The organism is Staphylococcus sp. GDB9P120P, assembly GCF_017893435.1.
GTDB classification, from domain to species: Bacteria; Bacillota; Bacilli; order Staphylococcales; family Staphylococcaceae; genus Staphylococcus; species Staphylococcus cohnii.
Genome location: NZ_JAESNB010000020.1, coordinates 25,985 through 51,307 on the forward strand (window position 1 = coordinate 25,985; position 25,323 = coordinate 51,307).

A 25,323-nucleotide genomic window follows, 5' to 3' on the forward strand; every position below is an offset into this window, starting at 1 on the left:
TCATTTCTTAATACATAAATGGTGTTACTAAAATTTGTCCTTCTGATTGAGCAGAATCTCCGTCTTCAAAAACACAATTACCATCAGTCATTAAGTTGAATTTTTTAACCCCCGGATATTCGTATATAGCGTCTAATATTTCGCCTTCTATTTCTTCTAAAATAATAGAACGTATATTTCTTGCCCCTAATCCACCAGCATCTTTTTTGTTTATCATACGTTCAATAGCAACATACATTGCTATTTCAGTTGCATTATAAGGATATTTATCATCACCCCAATATTCTGGAGGGTTTCTACGAATGTCGTAACCTTTAGACAAGAAATATTTAACCATGTCGTCTATTTGCTTTTCAGCTATATCAATTAATACTCGTTCTCCTAATGTGGCAAATGGAATTATACTGCTAAATCTTTGTAACAATTCCGGTCTAAAATCGTCTCTTTCTAATGCTCTTCTAATTTCCGGTTTCAATTGTCTATTCATTAATTGAATATCTTTAGTTAATTTGTCTATATCTTGTTCTTGATTTTCAGCAACTTGTTTTGCATAGTTATTAATTTTTCCAAATATAGCCGCACCTTTATTTGATGTTCCGAAGATAATAGTGTTTTTTAAAGATACAGTGTAAGGTTGTTCATAACCATCTTGTCCGCTATCAAAGAAAGTTACTAATCCTTCATCTAATATTGGTAAAAGTGATAGTTGCACAGTTGAATGTGCTTTTTCAACTTCATCAAATAAAATTACAGAGGAACTATTATGTCTTATATGAGACCCTAAATGTCTTCTAAACCTTTCAGCAGATTCTGCTGTATTAAAATTTGTCATACTGATTATTAATAAATCTTTTTCTGTTCCTTCTGCTGTTGCCTTTGCTGTTTCAGTTTTACCAACACCACTTGTCCCTACACTTAAAATAGTTGCCATAGGTCTGTCACCTCGACGTTCGTCAAATTCCATGACTTTTAACGTTCTATCCATAGCTTTCAATACAAGTGGTTGTCCTCTAACACGTTTTTTCAAAACTTCATTTGCCTTAATAACATCTATATTTATGTTTAAATCAACATTTGTTGCTGCTTTAAAAACCCTATTTAAAAGTTCTTCATCTATAGGTATATTTTCATCTATAGAGTAAGCATGTAACGATTCTAAGGTGTCTATAGATTTAGCTGGTTCTGCTAATTCAGTATTATGTCTTCTGTTTTCTTCTACAATTTTGTACAATATCGTATCATCCACATTCTCTGTGAATACAGTTTGCGTATGATTATCAAGCCAACTTCTCAGTATCTGTACGGTTATATCTTGATCTACTTCATTAATAATCATATTCTTAAATCTTCTTACTAACGCTCCATCTGGCGCTATATATTTGTTGTACTCATTTAATGTCGTAGCTGCGATGACACCAACGTATTTACCAGCTCTAGCTAAATAGGGTTTTAATAAGTCTGAACCTTCCTTTGAACCTTTACCGAAAGTACTGACTATATGATGTGCTTCATCTATAAACAAAACAACTCGTGCAGATTCATTAAATTGTTTTAAAAAGTTCTCATATTCTTTTAATTTTGGTAAAAGCGTACTAATACGTTTTTTTAAATCTGCTCCTTCACCTAATCCGCCGATATTTACTGTAATCAAATGCACATCAATGCCCTTTTGTGCTTTGATATGTCCCCAACTTTCCACTGTTGCTGTTTTACCAGCTCCGGGAAGACCAATTATCATAGCGACTGGTGTATCTTCCCTAGTTAAATATTTATTTAATTGATCTATTTGTTCATCTTTTCCTGTAATAGGAGGAGAACTTATATCTAAATATTCTAATGCGTAACCAAAATACTCATTTAGTTCTTTGAATTTATTTTCAATCAATTCTTGCTGGTTTGATTCACTCATTTTACCCCTCCTAGTTTTAGTCAAGATCCATAAATTTCATTTTCTCTTGCATTGCACCAAAATCAGACTTATTGAAATCTGATTCTTCATATACTCTTTTAGACTCTTTTAAATCCTTAATAGTTTTTTCTTCATCTTCAATAGATTTTTTTACATCTTCAACTGATTTTTTAGCGTCTTTATCTTTTTTATTTTTCTTAACACGTTTTTCATATTCTTCTTTACTGACTTCATATGTTTTCAGTTTATCTTCTGCCTGTTTAATTTGCTTATCTATTTTATTAATTGCAGCATCTACAGATGTTTTACTAACTACTTTACCGTAGTCTATACTTCCATCATTTTTAAGGAAAGTACCGTTGTAAACATTCGTAGATTTCGAGTAACCGTTCACTCTAAAGTTTATATTGTCGAATTTTGGTTCAGATTTTTTGCCTGTGAATTTGTTGAACAATACACCTTTATCATCAGCTTCTTCAAATGAAGCTTTGGATAGTTCTTTTTCCATTGAGTCATCACTGATTTCTGTATTTTGTGAACTACTACTTGATTCTGGAGAACCACTTGATAGTTTTAATTGGTTAGCGATTACTAGTTGATATGCTTCTTTATCAATATCTCCTTTTAAAAACAAATAGCCATCGCCTTCAGTTCCAAGCATTCCGTAGCTACCACTCAATTTCGGTGTTTTTCCATTATTAGTTAAAAGTGTTAAGTTATAGTTTTCACCATCTGTCGGCAAAGACTTTCTAGCTCCATTAGTGTAGCCGATTTTAACAACTAATACGTCCCGTTTTTTGTCTGTCCAAACGTCTTTGATATTAACTTTAGCTTCACTTTTTGAAAATTCTAATTGCGTACCTATAGGCGTTGTATTGTTTTTGATTTCATAATTCATCGCTGATTTACCTTGAAAGAACCAAAATATACCAATAACTAAACCTGCTCCACATAAAAGTCTAAATACAACCCACCAAATTGCGGATCTTGTACGTTTATCCTTATCGCCTAATAGACCTCCAATGATTTTATAATTATTTTTTTTGGCTTTGTTTTTCTTCTGAGGCTTATCATTCACTTTTTTCTTACGTTTAAACGGGTTTCTCAACACTAGTACACCTCCAATTTTCGACTAACCTTGCATATTTAACTAGTGTATTTAAATAATATGGTTGCCCTTCTTCGTTGTTTTTCATTCTTTTTAATGTCTCTCTTGAAATTCCTAAATCTACTAGTTTTTTAGTTTTTAACACATCAATATTCTTATTAACAAAGTCCTCTAATAAATAATTTAATTTATATAAGTAAGAAAACGTATTATCACTTAATTCATCAATACGTTTACATATCTTCCTTAATGTATCTGTCGATATTGATAATATATCTTTCTCCCTTTGCGTAAATCTTCTTATAGTAGTTATTTTTATTCCGCCGCTTATAAAATCATATATAGAGTACTTTTTAGCTATTTCAATAATATTATCGACAGTGTCTTCTAAATTCTTTATATCATTATCTAATTCGCTCATATAAGCACCTTCAATCATTATTTGAGTATTCTTTTAAATATACATATATTATAACATATAGTAATTATACGCTCAATATATACAAATGATTATATACACAAGTTTACAAACTATATTATTTTATACATATTTTAAAGAGGTAGTTATTTACAAAATGGTTTAAAATTGATATATTATATGTACACTATGGACACAAAAGATACAAAGTGTTCTAATTATAGACGCATATTACAATGATATAGTAATTTTTTATTAAATTGTAGGTAGTTTATTAAAAAAGGAGGAATTAATGTGAAAACCATTACTATAGCGAATTACAAAGGCGGAGTGGGGAAATCAACCTTGACTGAAATACTTTCATTTTTACTTGCCACTAAGTATGACAAGAAAGTATTAGTTATAGATATTGACCCTCAATCTGACGCATCTAAAAAATTAAAACGTACTTTCGGCAAAAAGGTTAAACCTAGCAGAAATATAATGGATAGTATCTTAGCAATGGATTTGAAACCAAGTATTGTAAGTCTCCACGAAAACTTAGATTTAGTTCATGGAGATTGGGATATGGAAAACTTTACTGAACATGTAATCTCAGAATTTGATAAAAAAGGTAGATATTATTTATTGCTCAATCTGATAAAACCACTTGAAAATGATTATGACTATATCATATTCGATACAAGACCAAGCACAGACATAGCAACTAAAAACGCTATTTGCTGTTCTGACTATGTTTTAATTACTACAAAAACAGAAGAGTCTAGCGCAGAAGGTGCTAGAAAAACATATAACTATGTAGGTTCTTTAGTTGAGTTTAATCCAAAAGTAAAACTATTAGGTGTATTGCCTTATTTAGATAAGCCTAATTCATCAACTAGTAATCGTGTAAAACAAGAAATTATAGATCAATTTCAAGAAAATGTTTTCAACAATATAATCAAAGCATCTGATCGTGTTGTAACTTGGGGTAAATTTGGAATAACAACAGACCAACCTCATGACAAAAATACTTTAAGTATGTATATAGATGTTGTCGAAGAAATGTTTGAACGAATTAAAATTATGGAGGGATAAATATGGCAGATAAAAAAATGGGTGGTTTTGATACACATATTGAAACGGAAGAAGATGTGCCAACTGTTACAAGAAAAAAAGGCAAATCCGAAGATGATAGACAAACACAAAAAATTTATAATTCAGACAAAGATATAATAACGGAAATTATTGACGATAGACGATCAAGAACGTATATAGGTGAAATTAGTAATGCTATTGAAATTTATAAAATGATTCACGACCATGTGGGTGGAGATGGAGAAGCAAAAAAACAATTTATCAAAGACCTATTAAAATAAAAAATTCTACTTAAAGAGGGAGGGGATAATATGAAAAGCAAAAGTTTATTACTTTTTCTAACTAAATTAATCATTGCTTTAATAGGCTTTGTATTGATTATTAAATTTTCTAACTCATTTGTTGCTGATGCAGCAAATGGAGGTTCAAAGAATTTTAAGTACTTTCTATATATAGTAATAACACTTTTTATTGCTTTCATATTATCTCCTATACTTCTAAATGTTGTATTTAAAAATACAAATAGTAATTCATTATCTATGTACTTTTTAAAGTCTATAGGAACGGGGACAAAAGAAGTAACTAAAGATACTTTGAATTTAAATGACACAAGTAAACACAACAAAAAGGAAAAGAAAAATAATAACATAGATGATCTAATAGTAGATTACTTTCTATATGCTAAAAATATAAATCACATTAAAGATGAAAAAACTCAATTAAATTATAGAGTCTCAAATTTAGTGAGTGATATAGATGGTATTATGTTAGACGCACCAAAACTTATAAAAGAAGCAAAGGCTTTTGATAACAGTGAGAGTTCAAATAAGTTATTTACATCTAGTTCAAGTGTACATGGTACCAAAGTAACATATATAAGCAAAAACAAAGTAGAAATAGAAACGGGTTATATAACTATAATTGCACCATTACAAATATGTGAAAGATTTACTGATTTTAATAAATTAAGCCCTTACCTTAGACCGTATTTAAAACCAAAAAATCATACACTTTAAGACCCTTGTACGAATAATTATTTCATACAAGGGTCTTAAAAATTTTATTCTTCCTTTTTATCTAATTCCTCTTCTGACGATTCATCATCAATATGACCTTCTAGTTGATGTACACCGTTTGCTTCTTTTCCACTACCTTTATCAGATTCGTCATTTCCATACCCCTTATTGAGTCTTAAAAATGTTTTTACATGTTTTCGTCATCTTTTTTGTCATCTGTGCTTTGAACATCATCTTCTGGTTTGTGTACACCATTTTCTTCTTTTCCATTATCTTTATCAGATTCGTCATTTCCACACCCTGCTAGAGGTACTGTTAGTAATGTAATAGCAAACAACGAAAAGATTGCTCTTTTGATTTTTTCCATTTCTATACCCCCTTGTACTAATTTTTTATTATGATTAATTTCAGAATATCGTATCTATATATTAATTAAAAGTCGTTGTGTAAGTTCTTTATAATTTTATAGTAATAATTATAATTAATATTTACAAAGAGTATAGCATATAATATAATAAATATAAAGTAACTACCAATGTATTAACGAAAGGATGATTAAATGTCTAATATTGAAGCGGTATATATTATGTTAAATGCCCTTATAATTATACCAATAGCTTTCTCAATATACTTTGCAGTTTCTTATATTTTAAAAACTATTAAATTACACAAATTCAAAGAGTGGTATACAAAACAAGATTTATACAAAAGTATTATCAAGCTTGTTTTATTAGGATTAGCGTTTTTATTTGTATTAGATATACATGGGACTGGCACAGCGCCTAGCAAAGCTAATGACTTAGCTCAAGAAGCTTTCGCTGCAATGTCTACAAGTATAATGATATATCGTACAGCATTTATGTATTTAGTCATTACACCAGTATTTATAACTAGCTTATATCATTTATACAAAACAGTACTTATAGTTATCAAACTTCAAAAACAAAAACGAAGTACAAGCGAACTCAAATTGCTAAAAGCTTTAAAAACTGAAAATAGCTTATCTATAAGTAATAAGTTTGAAACGTACATTAACGATCAAGACAACAATGAAACAACACGATTGTCATATGAAGATGATGCATTTATCTTGAAATGCTTAAATAAAAATAATAAGCACAATTTAGCTTTCAAAATGGCAAACATTATTGAAAATAAACAGAAACATCACAAATATCAAATGAAAATCAATCGTCAATACATGGGTGATAAAATTTAATTAAACATTTAAAACAGATCTTTCGAGGTCTGTTTTTTAGTTTTTAATATTTTCTCTTACATGCTTAATATACTGTTTCAAAATAATCATTCTATATGGTTTATCGACACCCTCTTTAGCTGTAGGTTCCGCTTCGATTAATATATCAAATTGGTAATGATGTAATAATTTGCCTTTCCTAGCAGTACCATCATGAAATGTAACAATAATATCTTTACCTACAAATAAATCATAAGAGTGTTTAGGGTATTCATTCGTATTCTTATCTTTAGCCATATAAAGCAGCTCCTTTGGTTATATTTTAGTTTTATTCCTTTTATTGCTTAACTACCACATAGAAAGCTCTACAAACGTCTCTCAGCGTTCTAAAGCAATATCAATCGGGATCATAAACGTATGTACGCAATGGCTCCCTCAAAGTAGCTCCCTTAACTTGATAAATTAAATTTGCATTTACTAATTTAGATTTAGCAGTATGTAGCGTAGGGAAGCTGATGTTTAACTGTCTTTTCAGCGTTTCTAAATATACACTACAAAATGTATTGTTATCTTCATCAATAAATTCACTGTTTGGGAATTTGAGATTATTTACATATTCATATCTAAACAGCGCATACATTATAATACTCAATCTGCTTAGTGACTTATACTTGTCATCTGTGAATAATATTTTGGGTATAGGCATATAGGGCTCTTCTGATATTCCATCATAAATAATTGTGATTTCATTAGAATCAAAGTCTTGTGTTTTATGGTTTACCCTCACATCATTAACAAGCTGTGCTACTTTTAGTTCATGTAAACTCTTCTCCATATAGCCTTTACTACATAGCAAATCCTTTTCCATGTCTTTGCGTTTATAAGTAAAGTGCTTAGTTTCCCTATCCCTAGTTTGCTCTTCTCTATCTACAAGTAAAGCAAACAATAATTTAGCGCCATACGATAAGTCTTTATATTTATCATCTGTAAACAAAAAATTAAATAATTTGTAGTAGCTTTGCCCCATGTATATATCCGCTTTATTCATATTATCCTCCTATACCCAATTGATAAGTACCGCTAGATCACAGAATTATCATGTATTATCCCCAACGTGCTTCTAAATGTTCTAAAAATGCTTTTCTATCTTCATCTGTGTATGGGTCTTCAACATCGTTAGATTCTGTATAATCTGGGTTGTGTAACCATTTAGGTGTCATTTCTTTGCTATTAGTTTCTGTTGTTGCTTTATCTTCGTGATTTCCAAATACATTAAGTAAATGATTTCTGAAATTTTCTTTGGTTTCTTGATCTTTGAATACTATTTCATCTTCTTGTTCAATATATTCTTTGTTGTAATTATCAAACACATTAAATACACAAGTCATAATAAATGGCGCTAAGTCAGCAATACTTTCGTTTTGTTTAACACGCTTCATATGCACTCGTTTAAGCATTTTCACTAACTCATGTTCAACATCTTCCAAAGTAATATTTAAATCATAGCAATTATTATAATTAGCCTTCCCTTTAAGAATAACAGCTTTTACTTCTTGTAATTCATTATAGCTAAAGTTGTTAAGAAAACTTCCTAAGCGTTTAGGTAAGTTACTAGTTAGTACCTCTTTATACGAATTATCAAAAGGAATTACATTAGAATTTTGTGTTTGATAATGTGATTGATTTGTTAAAGATTTACTATACTCTTTATACATATCATACATATCATTAGAACTAGTATTACTAAAAGAAGTGTTACTAGAACTAGTATTATTAGGTTTAAGATTTTGACCCTTGCCGACTAAATTTTTTGACCCTTTAGACTTATAAAAAAGACCCCTAGAGAAATATTTATTCGATCTAGTCGTAATTACATATTTAGATTTGCGTTTTGGTTCTTCAATATTTTGTGTAACTTCTGGCAGACTTTGAGGTTCATATAGATATAAACGATTCGTTTTATTAATACCTAATGATTCTTGTCTAAGTAACCCTATAGCAATCAGTTCATTTTTACATTTGATTAAAGTAGGTATAGAAATATTAAGGATAGCCGCTAATTGTTCATTATTAAACACACAGTAAACTTTATTTCTATCATCAACATAGTTCTTAGATGTATTACTCTTTTCTAAAGATAAGCTGAATCTATCTCTTAAAACTGTGTAAAGGAAGATAGAATTATTACTTAAATTTCTATAATAGTCATGATTTAAAATAAATTTAGGTAATTTAGCAAAAGCTAATTTAACTGTATTACCTTTTTTGTATGTTGAACTAACGTTATCAATATTTGGAGGTAAAACAAATAAACGATTTGGTTTATTCCCTTTCACTTGTACCTCTTCTATTAATCCTGCTTCTTTTAATTCGTCTTTTAATTTAACTACTTTGTTTTTGCTGCATTTCATATCAGCAATCATATCAGCACGTTTATAGACAATGTAACGTCTACCCTGTTCATCTACATAATCTTTTTTCGTTTTTCTATCTCTAGCTTGCTTATTTGCTACTTGGCTAAACAGCAATTTAGCATCGCTAGTTAAGTCTTTATATTCCGCTTCACATAGTAAAAATTTATATATTTTTAGATAAGAATCGCAAGTTACATTAGTTGCGACTTTGTTTTGTACTTCTTTTGGCATAAGAAAAAGCTCCCTTCAAAGAAACCTGTTCTTGAAAGAAAGCTATAGTAATATAGAGAAATAAGTCTAAAGTCTTAAATGTAAACGTTCTTAAAGACTTGCAAGAAAATCTCTATCACTGTATAATAATGTATATACAAAAGTAATAACATTTTGTGATTACGATTTCTTAGCGGGGATCTAATTACTATATAAAAAAGCTTTCTTGGCTTTCTTTCAATGAACTCAACTATTTGCCGTAGTTGGGTTTCTTTTTATGTTTTTATATTTAAATCAATAATAACAGATTTTCTGTTAGAATTGCGTGAAAATTTCTTGGACTAAGTATAACATAATAAAATTCCAATGTGTAGTAATAATTTTAATACTAAGTGCAATAAATTCGCATTGAGAATTATAGCGCCTAGTTATAAGTATTGTGCAGATATTACTATCCATATTATGATACAATAAAAAAAGCACATTGGGGTGCAAAACCATTACCTCTTTCTTTGTGTAGTGACTTGAATAGTGTAATGGTGAACCTTCTTATCTGTTATAGGTAAGAAGGTGTTTTTTGATTCGTGAGATTTTACGGGATCATATGATATACTCTTTGATAATAAGCCAGTTAATGAGTTAATGGAGAACTTACAAATAAGGAAGTGATGCTATGAAGTGTCATTCAAATTATTTTGAAAGGAATCCTATATGATTTCAGCAGCTACATTATTGCAATTCGGATTGTTCTTGATTGCGTTATTAATGCTAGTAATTAAAATAGCTGAATTAGCGCAAAAAAAATAAACCTCGCAATACTTTTGGCGGTAATGGAGGTTTAGATTAATTAACTATCAACCCATTATCTTGTTAATAGGCTTATTAGGCAACATGTGACAGCATGTTGCTTTTTTTATTTGTGCATATGCGCATATAATATCATGATATTACACAAACGTCTATAATATAGACGAGTATATTCAAGCTTTTGATTCACTTGGGTCTAGCTGAAATATATAGTCTGATCTCGGAATAGCAAACGTTTTGTTAAGTAATCGTTTTTTATCTTCATCCTTTAAATCCAAGTTATTTACAAATTCATTTTGCACAGATTCTTGAAATTTTCTATTGGAGCGAGGTTGTGTATTTATTTCCTCTTTTTCCTCATCAGTTAAATGTTTGTTTATAATCAAATATTTATTGTGGCTAATAACTTGGTTAGCTATCTTTTCCCACCATATTTTATCCGTAACCCCCATAGACATACCATAAATAACAAAAATATTTGTGCGACCAATCTGTTTGTTTATTCTATCAACGATGGTTGAATCGTCGTACGATTGCATTTCTGGTTTAATAATATCTCTTATATCATTGGCTTCAAATATATCTGGATTAGCTATTTGACTAACGTCATTAACCCCAAGTAAAGTACCAGTCTTTAATGTTCTATGGACATGAATTGGTACTTTCGCTATATATTTTCCACTATTAGAATCATCAATTGTGGTAGTTTGCTTTATTATTTTACTTAAAGTATTGGTATAGTTGAAATTAATAAAGTTGAAATTGTAAGTTGGATTATGAGTTTGTCTCAAAAATTCACGTATTGTATTTTCGTCTTGTTTTCTAATTCCTTTATAAAAATTAAAACTTAGATTTTTGAACATTGCTCTTGCTGATTCTTTATCTATCTCAAATTTAGCTTCTTGCATAGCAATATAATTTATAAAAGCCTTCCTAAATTCTTGTAGATCATCTAAATAACGTTCTCCGTCAGTTGTATCTTTTAATTTTTCTGTATAAGCACCTAAAGCTTGTTCAAAATCAGACCAGTCAATATTCTTATCATCGTTGTCTGGTATCTCAATTTTGCTATTTTCCTCCATGAATTTTTTGATTTCTTTAAGAAAAAGATTGTCATCACTTAAAGTGTTATTTTTTTCGTCATCTGATGTTAATTCATCATCTGCTGTTAAGTAATCATAAAAGTCCTTATAACGTGTTTCTAGTCCGAATGATAGATCAAAACCATTCCCGATAAAAAATGTTATTTCCATGTTATTTCCGCTACCTTTCAAGCAATTTTAATAATTTATAGTATAGCATACAACGAAGGTTGAATGTATATACAAATGTATATACATTTGATATTCTAATAATGAGGTGTTGAACATGAGTAAGATTAACTCAAAGATATTTAAGTATGGTAATAGCCAAGCAATAAGCTTAAGCAAAGAAGCTTTACATGAAGCCGGTCTTGAAATTGGAGATGTATTAGAATATTACATTGAGGAAGATAATAAAATTTTATTTAAAAAGGTAGAAGAACGAGCGTATAAGGATTTCATTAAAGAATATTATAAGCATGGTGGAAGATATATGGATGAAAAAATTAACCCAGAAGCGGATGAAGGTAAATAGTTATGGTGAAACAATTTGATGTAATAAAAGTTAATAGCCCAGATGAATCTAAAATTAAATTATATGTAGTAGTGAGTAATGACTATGTGAATGACAATAGTCCTTATATTTGGACATTTCCAGTCTTTCAACGAAATAAGATTTATTTAACAGATATTGAATTAGGTGCAAAAAATCATAATTATGATGGTGTTATAGACAGCGGAATAATAGATCATATTAATTTAAATAAACAAACGATTGAAGTCATGGATAAATTACAACCTAGAATACAAAATAAGTTAATAGAATCTATTCAAGCACATATTGAAACAATCTAAGAGCTATAAGGAGCAATGCAATATGAGTAACGATGAAGAAAACCTAAATAGGACTGATGACAACCAAGAAGACAAAAGCAAAAAGAAGAAAACTATAATTATAGTAGGCGTTTTGGTAGTGGTTTTAATCTTACTAGGACTTATTATTTACTACTTTGTAAATCAAAAAGATGCTAATGGACAAATTGATGATTTTAAAGCGGCAGTGGAAGACCGTAATTATAGTGAAATATCTAAATTATTATCAACCAACAGTCAAAAGATAAGTAAAAAGGATGCTAAACATTTTGTGGATTATATAAATACAGATAATAATAAGCGTAATTTTGAACAAGATATTGAGCAAACAAAGGAAAATTTAGATAAAGGTCAACACGACTCAGAAATAGGAGAAATAAAAGACAAAAACGATAGACCTTTTATAAAAATAGTGAAAAATGGTAAACAATTTTTCTTTATAGATAAAATAGACTTCGAGCCACAAATGTATGATGTATATGTTAAAGAAGGTAATAACACAGCCAGCTATAGATTCCAAAATAACAATAATAAAGAGCAGCAAGTAATAGCTAATAAAAACAAAACAACAAAATTAGGAAGCTTCTTTGTAGGAGATTATCGTATAGATGCAACGAAAGACTTTGAAGAAGATGAATCAATAATAGAAGGTAGCGTAGATGGATCATTAGATATAAACACAGATGATTTAGGTAATAATAAACGAATTATTGCTAAAGATGATTTCGAGCAAGCATGGTTCAAAGTTAATTTAAAAAATACTGAAAAGCTAGATAAAGTTAAGAAGATATATATAGACGATAAAGAAGCGGATTACAAAAAAGGAGAAATCTACGGTAAGTTTCCGGCTGAGTCCCCTATTAAGGTTCACGCAATTGGAAATATTGAAGATGATGAAGTTAAAACTAAACCAGTGGAAGTAGAAGCTAATACGAACAACAAATCTCAATCAATAGATTTAATTTTTAATCAAAAAACGATAGACGATCACATTAAGAAGAATAAAAAAATAGAAGATAAAGCTAAATCATACATGAGTGATTATACGGAAGATTTAAATAAGGCTTATAAAACATCATCATTTAGATATGTGAAAAAGTACTTTGAAAAAGATTCAGAATTGGCAAATCATATCAAAGGACAAGTAGAAAGCAAGAAAAAATCTAAATACAGTGATCTAAATATCAGTAAGTCTAAAAAAGATGGTAATCAAGTAGAATTAATATTAAGCAAAAAAAATGAAGATAAAGTTAAAATTCAATCTCGATATATATTGAAATATGATAAAGACAAAGATGATTTTATTATCAAAGAATATACTGATATTTAAAACAACATGAAATAAGGAGTGAATCTACATGAGTGGATTAATAGATAGAGCGGAACCAACAGATAAAGCAGCTATCAATTACTTGAAGAATGAAAAAGGATTTACTGATATTAATATTTCAGCATGGTACGCAAGAATACTATTTGAAATGGGTTATATTAGCGATAAACATAATTTTGTTTGTCCGACTGCTGGTTGCAACGCTCCTATTACATGCCATGCAATTGAGAAGAAAAGTAAAAACAGTCCATCACCATCATTTAGAAATCATAGTAGAAGTGAGAATTTGCATATCAGTACTTGTAACAAAGACCCGCTTTCACTAGAAAAAGCATTTACTGGAACAAGTGAAAGCAAAAATAAACATGAAAATATAAACACCGGAGATTATGTATCAAAATTTAAAAATAAAATGTTTACCAGCGCTCCCCAACCTAAAAAACAACAAAAAAGTACACATGGTACTGAATCACAGAGTTCATCAACTCATGCATCTAGTCAAAATAATAGTTCAGATGAACAAATTAAAAAAAGGAAAAACAACAGTAACTTGAGGACGTTGCAACAATATGTAGATTTGTATAGAGAAAATAAAGAAGAAATCATATTCAGTGAAGAATCTCAAAGATATATACCTATCAAATTTATGTTCAAAGTTATTTATAACAACAGGCTGTCTAAAGATATTTCGCCAAACGACTATAGTAATATCTATTATGGCAGAGTGAAGATTAAAGAAACTCAGTATGAAGGCAAATTGAAACTAGAATTTCTATATTTTAAGATAATAGATGATGTTAAGTATCATCCTTCATTTAGAATAGATAGTAGCTATTTAGAAAATAAGTATAATCATATTTACAAAGCATATATGAATGGAAAAAGAGAATTTGAGGTTTATACTACTTTCCCTTTCATACTACAAAAGAGTAAATCAAATGGACAGTTATATTTGAATTTTGATTCATTCGGGGAAAATGAAGAACTTAATTGTGATTCGGAAGAATTTGATAATAATTTTATAATCAGATGAAAAAGGCGCCCAAAAACGGGGCGCTTTTTATATTACTGATAATATATGATTTAGTGGAAAACTGAATTGTTGAGAGCCATTGAAGTGAATTTTGTTATTTAGGGTATCTACTTTGAGAATATACCCTTCATAGTTATTAACATAACCATCTTCCCAAATAGTTAATATAGCTAATTCATTATATTCGAGTTTTTGGGCTACAGTAGTATTAATAGCTTCCAATTGATCGTCGCTTAATTGTGGTAATGCAATTTTATTTTGAGATTCTATATGTTCTTCCAGCATTTCATATTGGAGAGCCATTGTTTTGAATGGCGCCCACTTAACGATTCCTCGACCTTGAGGAATGTTTGGATTTAAATTTTCTCTAGGAATTTTTCTATAATCAGTTTCGTTTTTATATTCGTCTGGCATATCTGGATTAACAACCATAATTCCCCTCCTAATTTTTGTAAAGAAATTTATAGGTAAAATTATTTAAAACAGTAAAGCATTTGTTATAATATAAGTGACTTATATTAGTGGCATAAGTCATGCTATAGTTGAATTATCACATTAATTAACTTCAACGAAACCTACAATTAATCCTCAGTTAAATAATTAGCTGAGGATTTTTTATGCTATAAGTGTTACAAAAAAAGTTATAAATAATATAATAATAGTTGACAACGTACACAAAAGTACGATAAACTTTATTCATAGTAAGAAATGCTTTATTAGATTTAGACAAAAAAAGAGAAGAAAATAAACTTCCATTTTCCAACTACTCACGTATAGGTTGTTTAAATCTTCTCAAGTAACAGATACTGTTACTAATTAATTTGTATCAATAATTATAACATGGAAGGCGGTAATTAGCATGAATAAAACTAAATTAGCGTATTATCTTAGTCTAGCCGCTTTAATCATAAGCGTGATTACATTAGTCATTACCATAACGAATATTTTCTTATAAACAATATAAAACAAAGGAGAGATTTTTATGAAAGAGACAGTACAGAAATTATTAGATAGTAAAATTTCAGCAGCAGAGATCAGCAGACAAACAGGAGTTTCAGATGCTATGGTAAAAAGACTGAGATTAGGCAGTCAAAATTTAGAGGGAATTTATTATAGTAATATGGAAAAACTGTATAATTATCAAGTGGAAATTGAAAAAGATCAAAAACATATTAACGAAGATTATGATAAACATTTAGAAGAAATGAAACATGTATATAATTTACAAGACTATAATGAGTTGTTAAGAATGAACGGAAATATTTACATGATGCTTAGAAGACAATTAAGAAATATGGGCTTTGAAGAAGACTCTGATGATGAAGCAGTACAACAATTATATGATTATATAGATTTATTGAGTAAAGCAAGAATTGAACGAAAATAATAATGTACAATCATGTCAATGTTTATGCTATATTAGTTATAGTATCTAAAGTTTAAGACGTTAATCGTTTTAAAGCTATACATTAAGCATTGATTGTTTGTAGCGAGCAGTCGATGCTTTTTCTATATCGACTATTATATAAAGACCGCTTCAAGTGGTTTTTATTTTCAGTATAAAATTACAAAGAATATTAAAAATAACATAATTAGAGGGGTATATATGAAAAAGATACTTAGTACAATCGTCACAGTAGTAGTACTCATTGGTGCATTTTTATTAATTAATGAGGATAATGGCAATAATGAATTTGATGTTAAAGGTATTATTAATAAATTAACGACTGGATCAATTGAAAACACCAAAGAAGATAAAGAACTAATTGGTGAAAAGACTAACCGAGAAAATTATATATACATTAATAACAATAAAACATCATTAAGTGATAATGATAAAGACCTAATACAAAAAAATGGAGATAGTGAGTTTTGGGCTGATTATCCTAAATTAGATAAATATGGACGTGCTGGTAAAGTTACAGCATTGGTAACATACGATAGTGTTATGAGTCATTCATCAAAAGCGCAAGAGAGACCTTCATTTTCATCTAGTGTACACGTCGCAGGTGAATATAAAGATGGGAAATTTGATGCGAGCGATCAAACATGGAGAGGTAATATATCCAACAATAAAATTTTACAGTTAGATGGTTATAGAGGTTACATTTACAATAAATCACATTCATTAGCATGGTCTCTAGGTGGAGATATGGAAACTCACAATCTTACATTAGGGACAAGAAGTCAAAATGTAGGTACTAATAAGGACTCTAACGGTGGCGGCATGGGCTATTCGGAAACACAAGTTAGAAATGCAATCTATAATAATAAAGAAGCAAAGATTTTTTATGAAGTTACCCCCGTATATAAAGATAAAGAGTTAGTGCCACGAGGAAGTCATGTTAGAGCCTATTCGATTAATGATGATGGGAAAACAATTAATTTAAACGTGTGGGTATCTAATACTGAGAACGGAATAAATATTAATTATAGCAATGGGACGTATAGCCAAGAATAACCACCCCTACCCGCTTCTAATTTTAGAAGTGGGTTTTTGTTTACAAAAAATATTTAAAGTAACATGTTTTCATTGACGCGTACATAAACGTACGGTATAATTAACTTAAATTAACTATAGGAGTGATTGAAATGTACATTAACAAATTTTCAGATAACGGTTATACAGTAATTGAAAAAAGTAACGTAGAAAGTGTATATGGCGATAACTTTGAAGATATTAATAAAGTAATGAAGACGTGTTTACCGGAAGAAATAGAAGTTATACATTATTACAAAGAACCTATCTATGATGTGTATTTAAATGGAGAATTACGAAAAAGTAATTTAAAGGAAAAAGAAATGCATATGTATATAGATTTAATGAATTTATTAAATAAGGAAAAAGTAGCTCTTTAATTTACAAAAAGTATTTAAAATAATATAAAAGGTGGAATTTATTATGAATACACTAGCGACAATAGAATTTATATCAAAAGATTACTCAGCAAATATTATAGGTTATTTGGAAGTACCAGATAATGTTAGTACGCAGACGAAACATGAAGTATTTATAGAACGTGGAGAGTTCGTTGTTAGGTATTACGACGATAATAAGAAAATGATTGATTATATAGACGAAGAAGATTATAGAAAGCTGATGTGTACCTATAGTCTAAATGATTGGGACATAGATATGTTTTATTCAGTGATTGAGTTGAAAAATTGGGAGCGAGTTTTATTGTAGATCACTAAAAATCTTAAGGAAGTGGTTAGTATGGTAATTTTAGCAACAATAACTTTCAGACCAGAAGAAAAAGAGATTAGTGGAATATTAGAATACGGTACAGGAGATATAGTAGGAGAAAAATTTACGTTATTAGTATATGAGAATAATACATTAGATAGCAGATATAAGGTAAAATATAAGCATAAGACAATCAATTTGAACGAATATGTACATGAAACGGACTTAATTAGAATTGAACGAATGTATGAGAGAACTAAAGAAAACAGACACTTAACATGTTTCACTGCCTTTATTCACAATTGGGATTTAGCCCCAGTTTGAAAATAAGATAATAAGGAGATTCAAAATGACTGAAATTATTACAGTAGCAAGCTATAAAGGTGGAAATGGAAAGACTAATTTAATTATAGAGACAATTAAAGAACTAATAAAAAATGGTAAAAAGATTTTAGCAATCGACACAGATGTACAAAATGGTTTGTTTCAATGGGCAGAAAAAGAATATCAACTTGAAACAGAAAATGTAGTAGTTGAAGTAAATGAAAATTTAACAATGGTGTCATGGAGTCTATTAGAATTAGATAGATTGAATCAATTTAATACACAAGTCTATGACTATATATTAAGGTTCATCACCAAAAGTTGTACTTGCACCTGTCATGAAAGTATGTTAGCTGTTTCTAGCCGAACCCGCAATGCAAAACGCTGGATATTTCTGTATCCGTATCCCCGACGTTTCATCAGCTTGATCTTGTTATTTGTTCCCTCCATTTTCCCATTTGAATAAGGGGATAAAATGCACGATATGATTTCGTCTGTTCGTTTGACGAGTGATTTTGCGATGGCGCGAACAGCAGAACAAGGACAAAACAAATACCGATGAACCCAGGCGTTCAAACGACGTTTCGCTTGTCGCTCGTTTTGGCTTTTGGATACATAACGAAAATGTTGAAGGGATTGATAGACAGCCTGCAAGGAATCGCTCTCTTTCTGCCACTCCCGCACCGTTTGGCGTTCCTCCTCGGTGAGCTTCTCGGGGCGCTGGGTCAATAAGCGGCAAACATACCGGACATGCCCATGTTTCTTGTTCCCTTTTCCGAAGGATTTGCGGCATCGATCCAACGCTTCCGTAAACAATTGAATCACATGAAAATAATCGACCACATGCTTCGCTTCCGGACACGCCCCTTGAATCGCTTTTTTCATCGCTGGAGCCAAATCGCTCACGACATACTGAACAGAATCAGACACAGGAGCCAACACACGTCCAATGGCTTCCTCGTTCTTTCCTGCTTCAACGGCATACACTTCTCCCGTTTCGGCATCCATGATCGCCACTCCGTAATCATGCCCTTTTCGAAACGCAAACTCATCGACACAAACTGCCTTTGGTTGGATGTCATTCGATAGGAAGGAAGGGGCATGGGTATAAAACCAACGTTCCACGGTCGTGTAAGGAAGCTTGAGCATACGAGCCACCGCCTGAATGGATGTTCCGATGCAAGATTGCGCCACCCATTGCTGAAACGCATCCGTCGCTACACTTCGAGGGGAAATTCCGGGATAAGACGTGCTGAATGTCATGCCACATGTACCACAACGTCTACGCTCCACAGGGAGTTCCACCCAAAAGATGCCGATCCGTTGAGCATACCCATGCATCCATTGCTTCTTTTTGCCTGTCATTTTGATTATACGCTTCAAGCAGACAGGACATAATGGGCATTGTTCGGGTAGAGAAAGTTCGAAAATCCAACGTTCTTCTTCTTTTCGCACCTTTTGAATCAAAACATCTGGTAAATCGATGAGTTCTTTGATAAACTGAGCGTACATGCGAATTTTCCTCCAATGGTTTGGTTTGGTCACCTTTACCATACAGGAAAATTCGCATTTTTTGTATCCTCTATTTTCCCTATGCATACCTATCTTAAAATCTCAAGTACAACTTGTGGTGAAGAGCCTTTTTATTTGGTCGGGAAGTAAGGAACATACACATATCTTTTTTGTCGTCTATTATTCCTTCGATGTTTTCAATGACTGATTTCATAGGTTCTGCATTTTTAAAAATAGAACCGTCATCAAACAAACGTGAAGGAACAGGTGATGGATATATGTCGGTTCTGTATCCTTTATCTTTAAGTGCTTTGTTAACATTGGCAATGCAATTGTCTATATCAACAATCACTATTCTTGACATATATTTTTCCCCTTTCTACCAACTACTTTTGTAAAAGATGATATACTCTCGTTTCGTTTTTAAATCCGCCAACGTGATCAAAAGAAATAAAACAGCCTGAGTCCTTATGTAATTTTAGGTCTCAGGCTGTTAATGTCTGTCTGCGTGACAGGGCTTATTTTCGAACTAAGATAAAGCAGGTCACGAGTTTGCAGTCATTGGATGTTCTGTTTTTTCATTTTATGTCATTTGGTCAATTCTTACATTTTCAGGGCTTGTTTTACGGTTTCCTTCAGAGGGGTCAAGGATCCGATCAGTTTTTGCAGATCATCTGATGTTTTGGACGCTTCTCCTTTGGAAATCGCGTCATAGATCGCTGCCGTAATTTCAGCAAACGGCTCAGGGACACCAGCGTTTACGAGGAAATTTTTCTCTTCTTCGAATGAGACAGGCTGATGCACGACTTTTTTGCCGGAAACCTCGGAGAGAATTTGGGCAAGTTCATCAAAGGTCCACGGTTGATTGGAAACAAGGTTATACGTTTTGTTTTCATGCCCTTCCTCTGTAAGAACCGTTGCGGCAGCCAAAGCAAGTTCATTGCGTGTTACTGAATTAACGATCCCGCTTCCCGCATTCGTAACAATTGCTCCAGACTCTATGGATGCGCGCAGCCCCTCATTTACAAAAAAGTCCGTATATAAGGCATTACGCAGGAAAGTATACGGGATATTGGTCGTACGGATGGCATATTCCGTTGCTAAATGTACGTGTGCAAGGGGAATTATTGATTCCTCAGCAAAGGCATATCCTGTGTAAGCAATATGTTTGACTCCCGCATCTCTGGCAGCTTTTACGACATTTGCATGTTGAACGATAAGAAGCGTATTATCATAATGCGGACCTGAGATAAAGAGCAGCTTGGAGACACCTGCAAAAGCCTTTTGAAGAGATTCCGGTTGATTATAGTCGCCATGGCGAACTTCCACGCCTTGATCGGCAAGAGTAGAGGCTTTTTCAACATTACGCACGATGGCAATGATTTGACTGGCGGGAACTTTTTTGAGCAAATGTTGAATCACAAGCCCACCGAGTGGACCAGTAGCACCTGTAACCGCAATTGACATAATAATTTCTCCTTTTTTTCTAAAAATTTTTTGAATAAATAACATCATCTAGGTGGCGGAAGCCAAAAATAAACGAAGGCGGCCGCAATTGAAGACTGGATTGAGGAATGACTGTTTATTATGTATTTCGGCCATTCTTGCCCACCATTATAATTGCATCAGAAATGTAAATCAAATCTTATGCCTGTGCTGCTAAACAAGGTGAATGCCTCCTATCATTTTGTCGCGCCTATCATAGATAAGGCCGTGCAATCAAAATTTTTACAAGTCAACTCCTCTTTTTAGCTTTTTAATAGTTTGCCGCTGTTGTTCAACTCATGAAAAAGTTATTTTCTCTTTCCCTAAACTAGATAAACCTATGATGCTTCGTGTTTTTTATATATGATAGAGATTTTTTGTGTGAGCGTCAAGTACAATTGAACAAATTTCGCCAAATAATTTTGAGCACCTAGTCATTTCCAAATATGGTTTTCCTGTATTTCAAACGATAACTGTCACCGGTGAGATGAATCACCTCGCTTTTATGGAGTAGCCGGTCCAGAATGGCTGTGGTAATGGCCGGATCACCCAATAACTCTCCCCAATCTTCCGGTCCTTTGTTGGAGGTGATGATCACAGATGATTGGCCATAGAGTTTGTTGATGAGTTGAAAGAAAAGATTGGCTTCATGCCGGTTGATGGCCATAAACATCAAATCATCAATGATGACAAGATCTGACTGAGTGATTCTTTTCAATTTTGTTTGGGCGCTTCTTGTTACTTCTTGGGTACGCAGCAACTGGATTAAATGATCCATGGTCACAAAGCTGACTTTGTACCCTTGCTGAACGGCTTCTACTCCTAAGCCAATGGCCAGGTGAGTTTTACCCACCCCTGGCGGGCCCAATAAGATGAGGTTATAAACTTGTTCAATCCATAAGAGTTCACGCAACTGTTGAAATTGCTGCCGGCTTAGGGCAGGCTGGGCGCTAATGTCGAACTCATCGAGGGATTGGTGGACAGGAAAGTCTGCCCACTTGAGCCGTTTGGCCAATTGTTTTTCTTCCCGCTTGCGTATTTCGTATCCCAACAGTTTCGTCAGAAACTGTTGATAACTGAATCCATTTGTTTCGGCTTCCATCAGTTGTTCCTCAATCACTTCGGCGATGGAGGCCAATTTGAGTGTTTTCAAGCTGTGTTTCAATTGCACTAAGCTTTCTGACATAGGCTCTCTCCCTCCAGGATACGAATGTAAACTTGAGGATCTCGAATTTCTGCTTTCACTTGCGAGTGTGATTGATGTCCGAGCACGGTGGGTTTGATCTCAGGTTGATGTTCATGCTGGTGTGCTTGTTGTCTCTGTGCTTGTTGCATAAAATGTTGCACTGCATCGCTGAAGGCTGCTGCACTGTACAGTTGGTATGTCAGACAGTAGGCTAAAGCTTGTCCAATCACTCCAGAATGAGGGTTGGCTTTGTTCATGACTTCCTGTATCTTTTGCAATTGATCTCTCATATAACGCTGCTTCCGCTGATAGATTTCTTTCAAAAAGAGGGTGGCTTGATCCGGTTCTGGAAAACGCCCGGCCACTTGTTGCATTAACGCTTGAATCCCTTTGCTGCTTCCATGGCATACACTTCTCCCGTTTCGGCATCCATGATCGCCACTCCATAGTCGTGCCCTTTTCGAAAAGCAAACTCATCGACACAAACCGCCTTTGGTTGGACGTCATTCGATAGGAAGGAAGGGGCATGGGTATAAAACCATCGTTCAACGGTCGTGTAAGGAAGCTTGAGCATACGAGCCACCGCCTGAATGGATGTTCCGATGCAAGATTGCGCGACCCATCGCTGAAAAGCATCCGTCGCCACACTTCGAGGAGAGATGGCTGGATACGACGTGCTGAACGTCACGCCACACGTGCTACAACGTCTGCGCTCGACAGGAAGTTCGATCCAAAAAATTCCGATTCGCTGAGCATAGCCATGCATCCATTGCTTCTTTTTGTCTGTCATTTTGATCGTGCGCTTCAAGCAGACAGGACATAACGGGCATTGTTCGGGTAGAGAAAGTTCGAAAATCCAACGTTCCCCTTCTTTTCGCACCTTTTGAATCAAAACATCTGGTAAATCGATGAGTTCTTTGATAAACTGAGAGTACATGCGAATTTCCCTCCATGGTTTGGTTTGGTCACCTTTACCATACAGGAAAATTCGCATTTTTTGTACCCTCTATTTCCTCTATGCACACCTACCTTAAATGATCAAGTACAACTTGTGGTGAAGAGCCTATATTAATTGATACAGCGCCAGATACAGCCACATTTGGAAATAAAGCTATAGAATTATCTGATAAAGTCATTATACCAGTAGAAAAAAGTAATCCATCTACAATAATGCCTTTAAAAAAATATATAGTTAAACTAAAAGAATTATGTCGAAAAATAAAAATAGTAACTTATGAAAGTGAACGAAATTTTATAGATGATGAAATATTAAAACAACCAAATGTTACAGTTCTAAGCAATGAAATTATTTGGGATAACCTAGTAGAAAGAATACCATTTATAACAAACGAAAATACTGTTAATGAACTTGAATTTGAAGTAGAAAATTTTGAAGAAAGAAAAAATGAATTTTTTAAATCATATAAAAAGGTCATAAACGAGTTATTTTAAAAATTAAGCAACAAAGAAGGTGTCATATGGACATAAATATAGATGGTTTGACCGCTTCTTATTCTCCTAGCAAAGAAGTAATTAACAAAGTAGAAGTGATAAGCAAGAAGCGATCAATTATGGTGAAATTTATATGTACTATGTTTGTTTTGAATTTTATAGTATTACAATTACAGGCGTGGACAGATACGAATACAGTAGCTTTAGGAGCGATAATAATTGCTATCAATTTGATTGTTGTTGTAATTCATCTGTCATTAAACGAACTATGTAAAAAGACGATAAAACAAGATTTGATTGAATCTGAACGTATGAAAGAAGCAAGACGATTACGTGTTAAATACAATAAAGACGATGCAATAATTATGATTATGTGTTTTATCCAAGTAGCGATACAAATAATATATTAAAAACGTAATTAAATAGCAGAAAGAAGGCACTGACTTATATAAAGTTAGTGCCTTCTAAAATAAAAAGCTACTTTTAAAATGATTGAAATTATTAATTCTAATATAAACGTTGCCCTAATGTATATGCAGCAGTTGCCCAAGTCTATATTATGGCATTTAAAAATAGAGTCAAACAAGCCCCTTAATTTGTTTTATAGCCCCACCTTATTTAGTAACTTCATTGTTTTGGCATGTATATTTGTTAAGTAGAATTATAGTGTCATTCATCAATATAAATTTGTCTTTTGCTTTATATTGAAAAATCGAATGATTATTTGATTCCCAATGATGCTTTAAAACATATCTACATAGTATTCTAAAATTTTCAGGATTTTTACAAATAAATACATCATTATTCTTACAATCTTTCGTCTTGATGAATTGATCGTTAGTTTCACAAAACTTAATGATAAATGCAGTCATATAATCAAATGGTTGTAGTGACTTGTCTTTTTTGTTTTTAAACTTTTCAAAATCATTAAAGAAAAGCGGTGATAAATTTTCTGTTTTAGCTTTGTATCGCATAGTTGAACGAAGAAATAAGTAATCTTCATCAACGATGTTATTCTTTGCAGAAGCTTCAAATAGTTTTTTTCTATACTCTGATTTACTATCCATAGAATCGAGCATATTTCTTCTCGTATTATTGAAACTGATTACTACAGCTAATAAAGATATAAATAAAGAAATGATGTTAGTCCCCCCTTCGTTTGACCCTTGTTTATCTAAAAAGATTGAATTTCCTATAAGTACATCTAATAAAAATATAAAAAAAACAAAAGCGGTTTTTCAAAAGATGTTAAACATATTCATAAATACCTCCAAAGAAAAAATTTACTATTTAAAAGTATATCAAAAGATGAAGTGCTATATTATAGATGTATCAAATAAAATAAGATAAGAAAGTTGGAAAATTAATGAGTAACGTAAAAAAAGATTTAGCGGAGCAAGAATTGAAAAAACGTAGTAAAGAAAAAGCTTTAGTTGCTAAAGGTGTATGGAAAGAGTGTCCATGTGGGACAATATTTGAGCCAGAAAATGAAAGTCAATATTTATGTAATCATTGCCAAGAAAAATATGATAAAGCCTAGATAATATAAATGCCCCGCCCCTTTGGAAACAGAGGGGTTTTTCATATGGTATTATTTAACAAAAAGTATTAAAAATAACACATTTAGACTTGAAACGTACATAAATGTACGATATAATAAAGGTAACAAATCAAACAAAGGAGTTATTGCTATGGAAAACCA

Annotated in this window: 32 protein-coding genes and 2 pseudogenes; 18 read left to right on the forward strand and 16 right to left on the reverse strand. The window is 32.0% G+C overall.

Translation table 11 applies throughout. From position 1 onward, the window contains the following. Nucleotides 1-7 precede the first annotated feature (7 nt). Genes KA856_RS13560 through KA856_RS13570 form a run of 3 tightly spaced genes read right to left on the reverse strand, consistent with a single transcriptional unit; the run spans nt 8 to nt 3,438 of the window. Entirely contained in the window at nt 8-1,909 is a 1,902-nt protein-coding gene (locus KA856_RS13560; protein WP_210138770.1) for an AAA family ATPase, read from the reverse strand. Between the two features lie 16 nt (nt 1,910-1,925). Continuing rightward, the gene (locus tag KA856_RS13565; RefSeq protein ID WP_145461766.1) at nt 1,926-3,020 is read right to left on the reverse strand and encodes a flagellar biosynthesis protein FliS; all 1,095 of its coding nucleotides are present in this window, start codon (nt 3,018-3,020) and stop codon (nt 1,926-1,928) included. Beyond that, nucleotides 3,001-3,438, reverse strand: a complete 438-nt coding sequence (locus KA856_RS13570; protein WP_145461767.1) for a hypothetical protein — start codon at nt 3,436-3,438, stop codon at nt 3,001-3,003. The genes KA856_RS13565 and KA856_RS13570 overlap by 20 nt, the downstream gene beginning before the upstream one ends. Before the next feature lie 291 nt (nt 3,439-3,729). On the opposite strand from KA856_RS13570, the gene KA856_RS13575 reads away from it, so the two are divergent. From KA856_RS13575 to KA856_RS13585, 3 genes are read left to right on the forward strand one after another with little or no spacing between them, the layout of a single operon-like run. Continuing rightward, nucleotides 3,730-4,512, forward strand: a complete 783-nt coding sequence (locus tag KA856_RS13575) for a ParA family protein (protein ID WP_145461768.1) — start codon at nt 3,730-3,732, stop codon at nt 4,510-4,512. A 2-nt stretch (nt 4,513-4,514) separates the two neighbouring features. Then, nucleotides 4,515-4,793: a hypothetical protein gene (locus KA856_RS13580; RefSeq protein WP_145461769.1), complete on the forward strand. Its 279-nt coding sequence runs from the start codon at nt 4,515-4,517 to the stop codon at nt 4,791-4,793. A gap of 30 nt (nt 4,794-4,823) precedes the next feature. Beyond that, nucleotides 4,824-5,528 carry a hypothetical protein gene (locus KA856_RS13585; RefSeq protein ID WP_210138771.1) on the forward strand — a complete coding sequence of 235 codons (705 nt, stop codon included), beginning with the start codon at nt 4,824-4,826 and terminating at the stop codon, nt 5,526-5,528. A gap of 187 nt (nt 5,529-5,715) precedes the next feature. On the opposite strand, the gene KA856_RS13590 is transcribed toward KA856_RS13585, so the two are convergent. After that, nucleotides 5,716-5,895: a hypothetical protein gene (locus KA856_RS13590; RefSeq protein WP_145461771.1), complete on the reverse strand. Its 180-nt coding sequence runs from the start codon at nt 5,893-5,895 to the stop codon at nt 5,716-5,718. A gap of 192 nt (nt 5,896-6,087) precedes the next feature. Here KA856_RS13590 and KA856_RS13595 point away from each other — a divergent pair, with 192 nt between their 5' ends. Beyond that, complete coding sequence (locus tag KA856_RS13595; RefSeq protein WP_210133864.1) at nt 6,088-6,747, forward strand: hypothetical protein; 660 nt, start codon at nt 6,088-6,090, stop codon at nt 6,745-6,747. Nucleotides 6,748-6,783: 36 nt separating this feature from the next. On the opposite strand, the gene KA856_RS13600 is transcribed toward KA856_RS13595, so the two are convergent. The 3 genes from KA856_RS13600 to KA856_RS13610 all read right to left on the reverse strand — a co-directional run bounded on the left by KA856_RS13600 (nt 6,784) and on the right by KA856_RS13610 (nt 9,371). After that, the gene (locus tag KA856_RS13600; RefSeq protein WP_165844812.1) at nt 6,784-7,023 is read right to left on the reverse strand and encodes a hypothetical protein; all 240 of its coding nucleotides are present in this window, start codon (nt 7,021-7,023) and stop codon (nt 6,784-6,786) included. Between the two features lie 100 nt (nt 7,024-7,123). Next, the gene (locus KA856_RS13605) at nt 7,124-7,774 is read right to left on the reverse strand and encodes a replication initiator protein A (RefSeq protein WP_165844813.1); all 651 of its coding nucleotides are present in this window, start codon (nt 7,772-7,774) and stop codon (nt 7,124-7,126) included. A 55-nt stretch (nt 7,775-7,829) separates the two neighbouring features. Then, nucleotides 7,830-9,371, reverse strand: a complete 1,542-nt coding sequence (locus tag KA856_RS13610; protein WP_210138772.1) for a replication initiator protein A — start codon at nt 9,369-9,371, stop codon at nt 7,830-7,832. A 690-nt stretch (nt 9,372-10,061) separates the two neighbouring features. Between KA856_RS13610 and KA856_RS13960 the strand changes: the two genes are divergently transcribed. Then, nucleotides 10,062-10,157: a putative holin-like toxin gene (locus KA856_RS13960; RefSeq protein WP_044120131.1), complete on the forward strand. Its 96-nt coding sequence runs from the start codon at nt 10,062-10,064 to the stop codon at nt 10,155-10,157. Nucleotides 10,158-10,330: 173 nt separating this feature from the next. Here KA856_RS13960 and KA856_RS13615 read toward each other — a convergent pair whose 3' ends face one another. Beyond that, nucleotides 10,331-11,410: an AbiH family protein gene (locus tag KA856_RS13615; protein WP_210138773.1), complete on the reverse strand. Its 1,080-nt coding sequence runs from the start codon at nt 11,408-11,410 to the stop codon at nt 10,331-10,333. 115 nt (nt 11,411-11,525) lie between these two features. On the opposite strand from KA856_RS13615, the gene KA856_RS13620 reads away from it, so the two are divergent. The 4 genes from KA856_RS13620 to KA856_RS13635 are packed head-to-tail and all read left to right on the forward strand — an operon-like array spanning nt 11,526 to nt 14,475. Then, nucleotides 11,526-11,774: an AbrB/MazE/SpoVT family DNA-binding domain-containing protein gene (locus tag KA856_RS13620; RefSeq protein WP_210138774.1), complete on the forward strand. Its 249-nt coding sequence runs from the start codon at nt 11,526-11,528 to the stop codon at nt 11,772-11,774. A gap of 2 nt (nt 11,775-11,776) precedes the next feature. Beyond that, the gene (locus tag KA856_RS13625; protein WP_210138775.1) at nt 11,777-12,094 is read left to right on the forward strand and encodes a hypothetical protein; all 318 of its coding nucleotides are present in this window, start codon (nt 11,777-11,779) and stop codon (nt 12,092-12,094) included. Nucleotides 12,095-12,116: 22 nt separating this feature from the next. After that, nucleotides 12,117-13,442, forward strand: coding sequence for a TcaA second domain-containing protein (locus tag KA856_RS13630; RefSeq protein ID WP_210138776.1), 1,326 nt, complete (start codon nt 12,117-12,119; stop codon nt 13,440-13,442). A gap of 28 nt (nt 13,443-13,470) precedes the next feature. Then, the gene (locus KA856_RS13635; RefSeq protein ID WP_165844818.1) at nt 13,471-14,475 is read left to right on the forward strand and encodes a hypothetical protein; all 1,005 of its coding nucleotides are present in this window, start codon (nt 13,471-13,473) and stop codon (nt 14,473-14,475) included. Nucleotides 14,476-14,502: 27 nt separating this feature from the next. Here KA856_RS13635 and KA856_RS13640 read toward each other — a convergent pair whose 3' ends face one another. Further along, nucleotides 14,503-14,907, reverse strand: a complete 405-nt coding sequence (locus tag KA856_RS13640) for a YolD-like family protein (RefSeq protein ID WP_145461781.1) — start codon at nt 14,905-14,907, stop codon at nt 14,503-14,505. A gap of 550 nt (nt 14,908-15,457) precedes the next feature. On the opposite strand from KA856_RS13640, the gene KA856_RS13645 reads away from it, so the two are divergent. The 6 genes and pseudogenes from KA856_RS13645 to KA856_RS14160 form a co-directional block, all read left to right on the forward strand. Then, a complete protein-coding gene (locus tag KA856_RS13645; RefSeq protein ID WP_174894835.1) occupies nt 15,458-15,862 on the forward strand; it encodes a hypothetical protein in 405 nt (134 codons plus the stop codon). Nucleotides 15,863-16,081: 219 nt separating this feature from the next. Beyond that, on the forward strand, nt 16,082-16,936 hold the full coding sequence (locus tag KA856_RS13650) for a DNA/RNA non-specific endonuclease (RefSeq protein ID WP_044120142.1): 855 nt from the start codon (nt 16,082-16,084) through the stop codon (nt 16,934-16,936). Between the two features lie 131 nt (nt 16,937-17,067). Continuing rightward, nucleotides 17,068-17,334: a hypothetical protein gene (locus KA856_RS13655; RefSeq protein WP_044120143.1), complete on the forward strand. Its 267-nt coding sequence runs from the start codon at nt 17,068-17,070 to the stop codon at nt 17,332-17,334. Nucleotides 17,335-17,377: 43 nt separating this feature from the next. Further along, nucleotides 17,378-17,662 carry a hypothetical protein gene (locus KA856_RS13660; protein WP_044120144.1) on the forward strand — a complete coding sequence of 95 codons (285 nt, stop codon included), beginning with the start codon at nt 17,378-17,380 and terminating at the stop codon, nt 17,660-17,662. A gap of 30 nt (nt 17,663-17,692) precedes the next feature. Then, on the forward strand, nt 17,693-17,986 hold the full coding sequence (locus tag KA856_RS13665; RefSeq protein WP_044120146.1) for a hypothetical protein: 294 nt from the start codon (nt 17,693-17,695) through the stop codon (nt 17,984-17,986). A gap of 25 nt (nt 17,987-18,011) precedes the next feature. After that, nucleotides 18,012-18,281: pseudogene (locus KA856_RS14160) on the forward strand (AAA family ATPase); the annotation flags it as partial. Nucleotides 18,282-18,322: 41 nt separating this feature from the next. On the opposite strand, the gene KA856_RS13670 reads toward KA856_RS14160, so the two are convergent. The 6 genes and pseudogenes from KA856_RS13670 to KA856_RS13695 all read right to left on the reverse strand — a co-directional run. Further along, the gene (locus tag KA856_RS13670) at nt 18,323-19,498 is read right to left on the reverse strand and encodes an ISL3 family transposase (RefSeq protein WP_210138777.1); all 1,176 of its coding nucleotides are present in this window, start codon (nt 19,496-19,498) and stop codon (nt 18,323-18,325) included. A gap of 94 nt (nt 19,499-19,592) precedes the next feature. After that, nucleotides 19,593-19,862: a hypothetical protein gene (locus KA856_RS13675; RefSeq protein WP_054193192.1), complete on the reverse strand. Its 270-nt coding sequence runs from the start codon at nt 19,860-19,862 to the stop codon at nt 19,593-19,595. Between the two features lie 239 nt (nt 19,863-20,101). Further along, entirely contained in the window at nt 20,102-20,965 is an 864-nt protein-coding gene (locus KA856_RS13680; RefSeq protein ID WP_054193191.1) for an SDR family oxidoreductase, read from the reverse strand. A 448-nt stretch (nt 20,966-21,413) separates the two neighbouring features. After that, complete coding sequence (gene istB, locus KA856_RS13685) at nt 21,414-22,169, reverse strand: IS21-like element helper ATPase IstB (protein WP_036174224.1); 756 nt, start codon at nt 22,167-22,169, stop codon at nt 21,414-21,416. Beyond that, on the reverse strand, nt 22,154-22,543 hold the full coding sequence (locus KA856_RS13690) for a hypothetical protein (RefSeq protein ID WP_165844821.1): 390 nt from the start codon (nt 22,541-22,543) through the stop codon (nt 22,154-22,156). The genes istB and KA856_RS13690 overlap by 16 nt, the downstream gene beginning before the upstream one ends. A gap of 14 nt (nt 22,544-22,557) precedes the next feature. After that, nucleotides 22,558-23,106 (reverse strand): annotated as a pseudogene (locus KA856_RS13695) (helix-turn-helix domain-containing protein); the annotation flags it as partial. Nucleotides 23,107-23,339: 233 nt separating this feature from the next. Between KA856_RS13695 and KA856_RS13700 the strand changes: the two are divergent. Beyond that, nucleotides 23,340-23,621 carry a hypothetical protein gene (locus KA856_RS13700; protein ID WP_165844822.1) on the forward strand — a complete coding sequence of 94 codons (282 nt, stop codon included), beginning with the start codon at nt 23,340-23,342 and terminating at the stop codon, nt 23,619-23,621. A gap of 26 nt (nt 23,622-23,647) precedes the next feature. Further along, nucleotides 23,648-24,031: a hypothetical protein gene (locus tag KA856_RS13705; RefSeq protein WP_044120149.1), complete on the forward strand. Its 384-nt coding sequence runs from the start codon at nt 23,648-23,650 to the stop codon at nt 24,029-24,031. Nucleotides 24,032-24,235: 204 nt separating this feature from the next. On the opposite strand, the gene KA856_RS13710 is transcribed toward KA856_RS13705, so the two are convergent. Further along, nucleotides 24,236-24,700, reverse strand: coding sequence for a hypothetical protein (locus tag KA856_RS13710; RefSeq protein ID WP_165844824.1), 465 nt, complete (start codon nt 24,698-24,700; stop codon nt 24,236-24,238). Between the two features lie 287 nt (nt 24,701-24,987). Here KA856_RS13710 and KA856_RS13715 point away from each other — a divergent pair, with 287 nt between their 5' ends. After that, the gene (locus KA856_RS13715; protein ID WP_165844825.1) at nt 24,988-25,161 is read left to right on the forward strand and encodes a hypothetical protein; all 174 of its coding nucleotides are present in this window, start codon (nt 24,988-24,990) and stop codon (nt 25,159-25,161) included. The last annotated feature ends 162 nt before the right edge of the window (nt 25,162-25,323 follow it).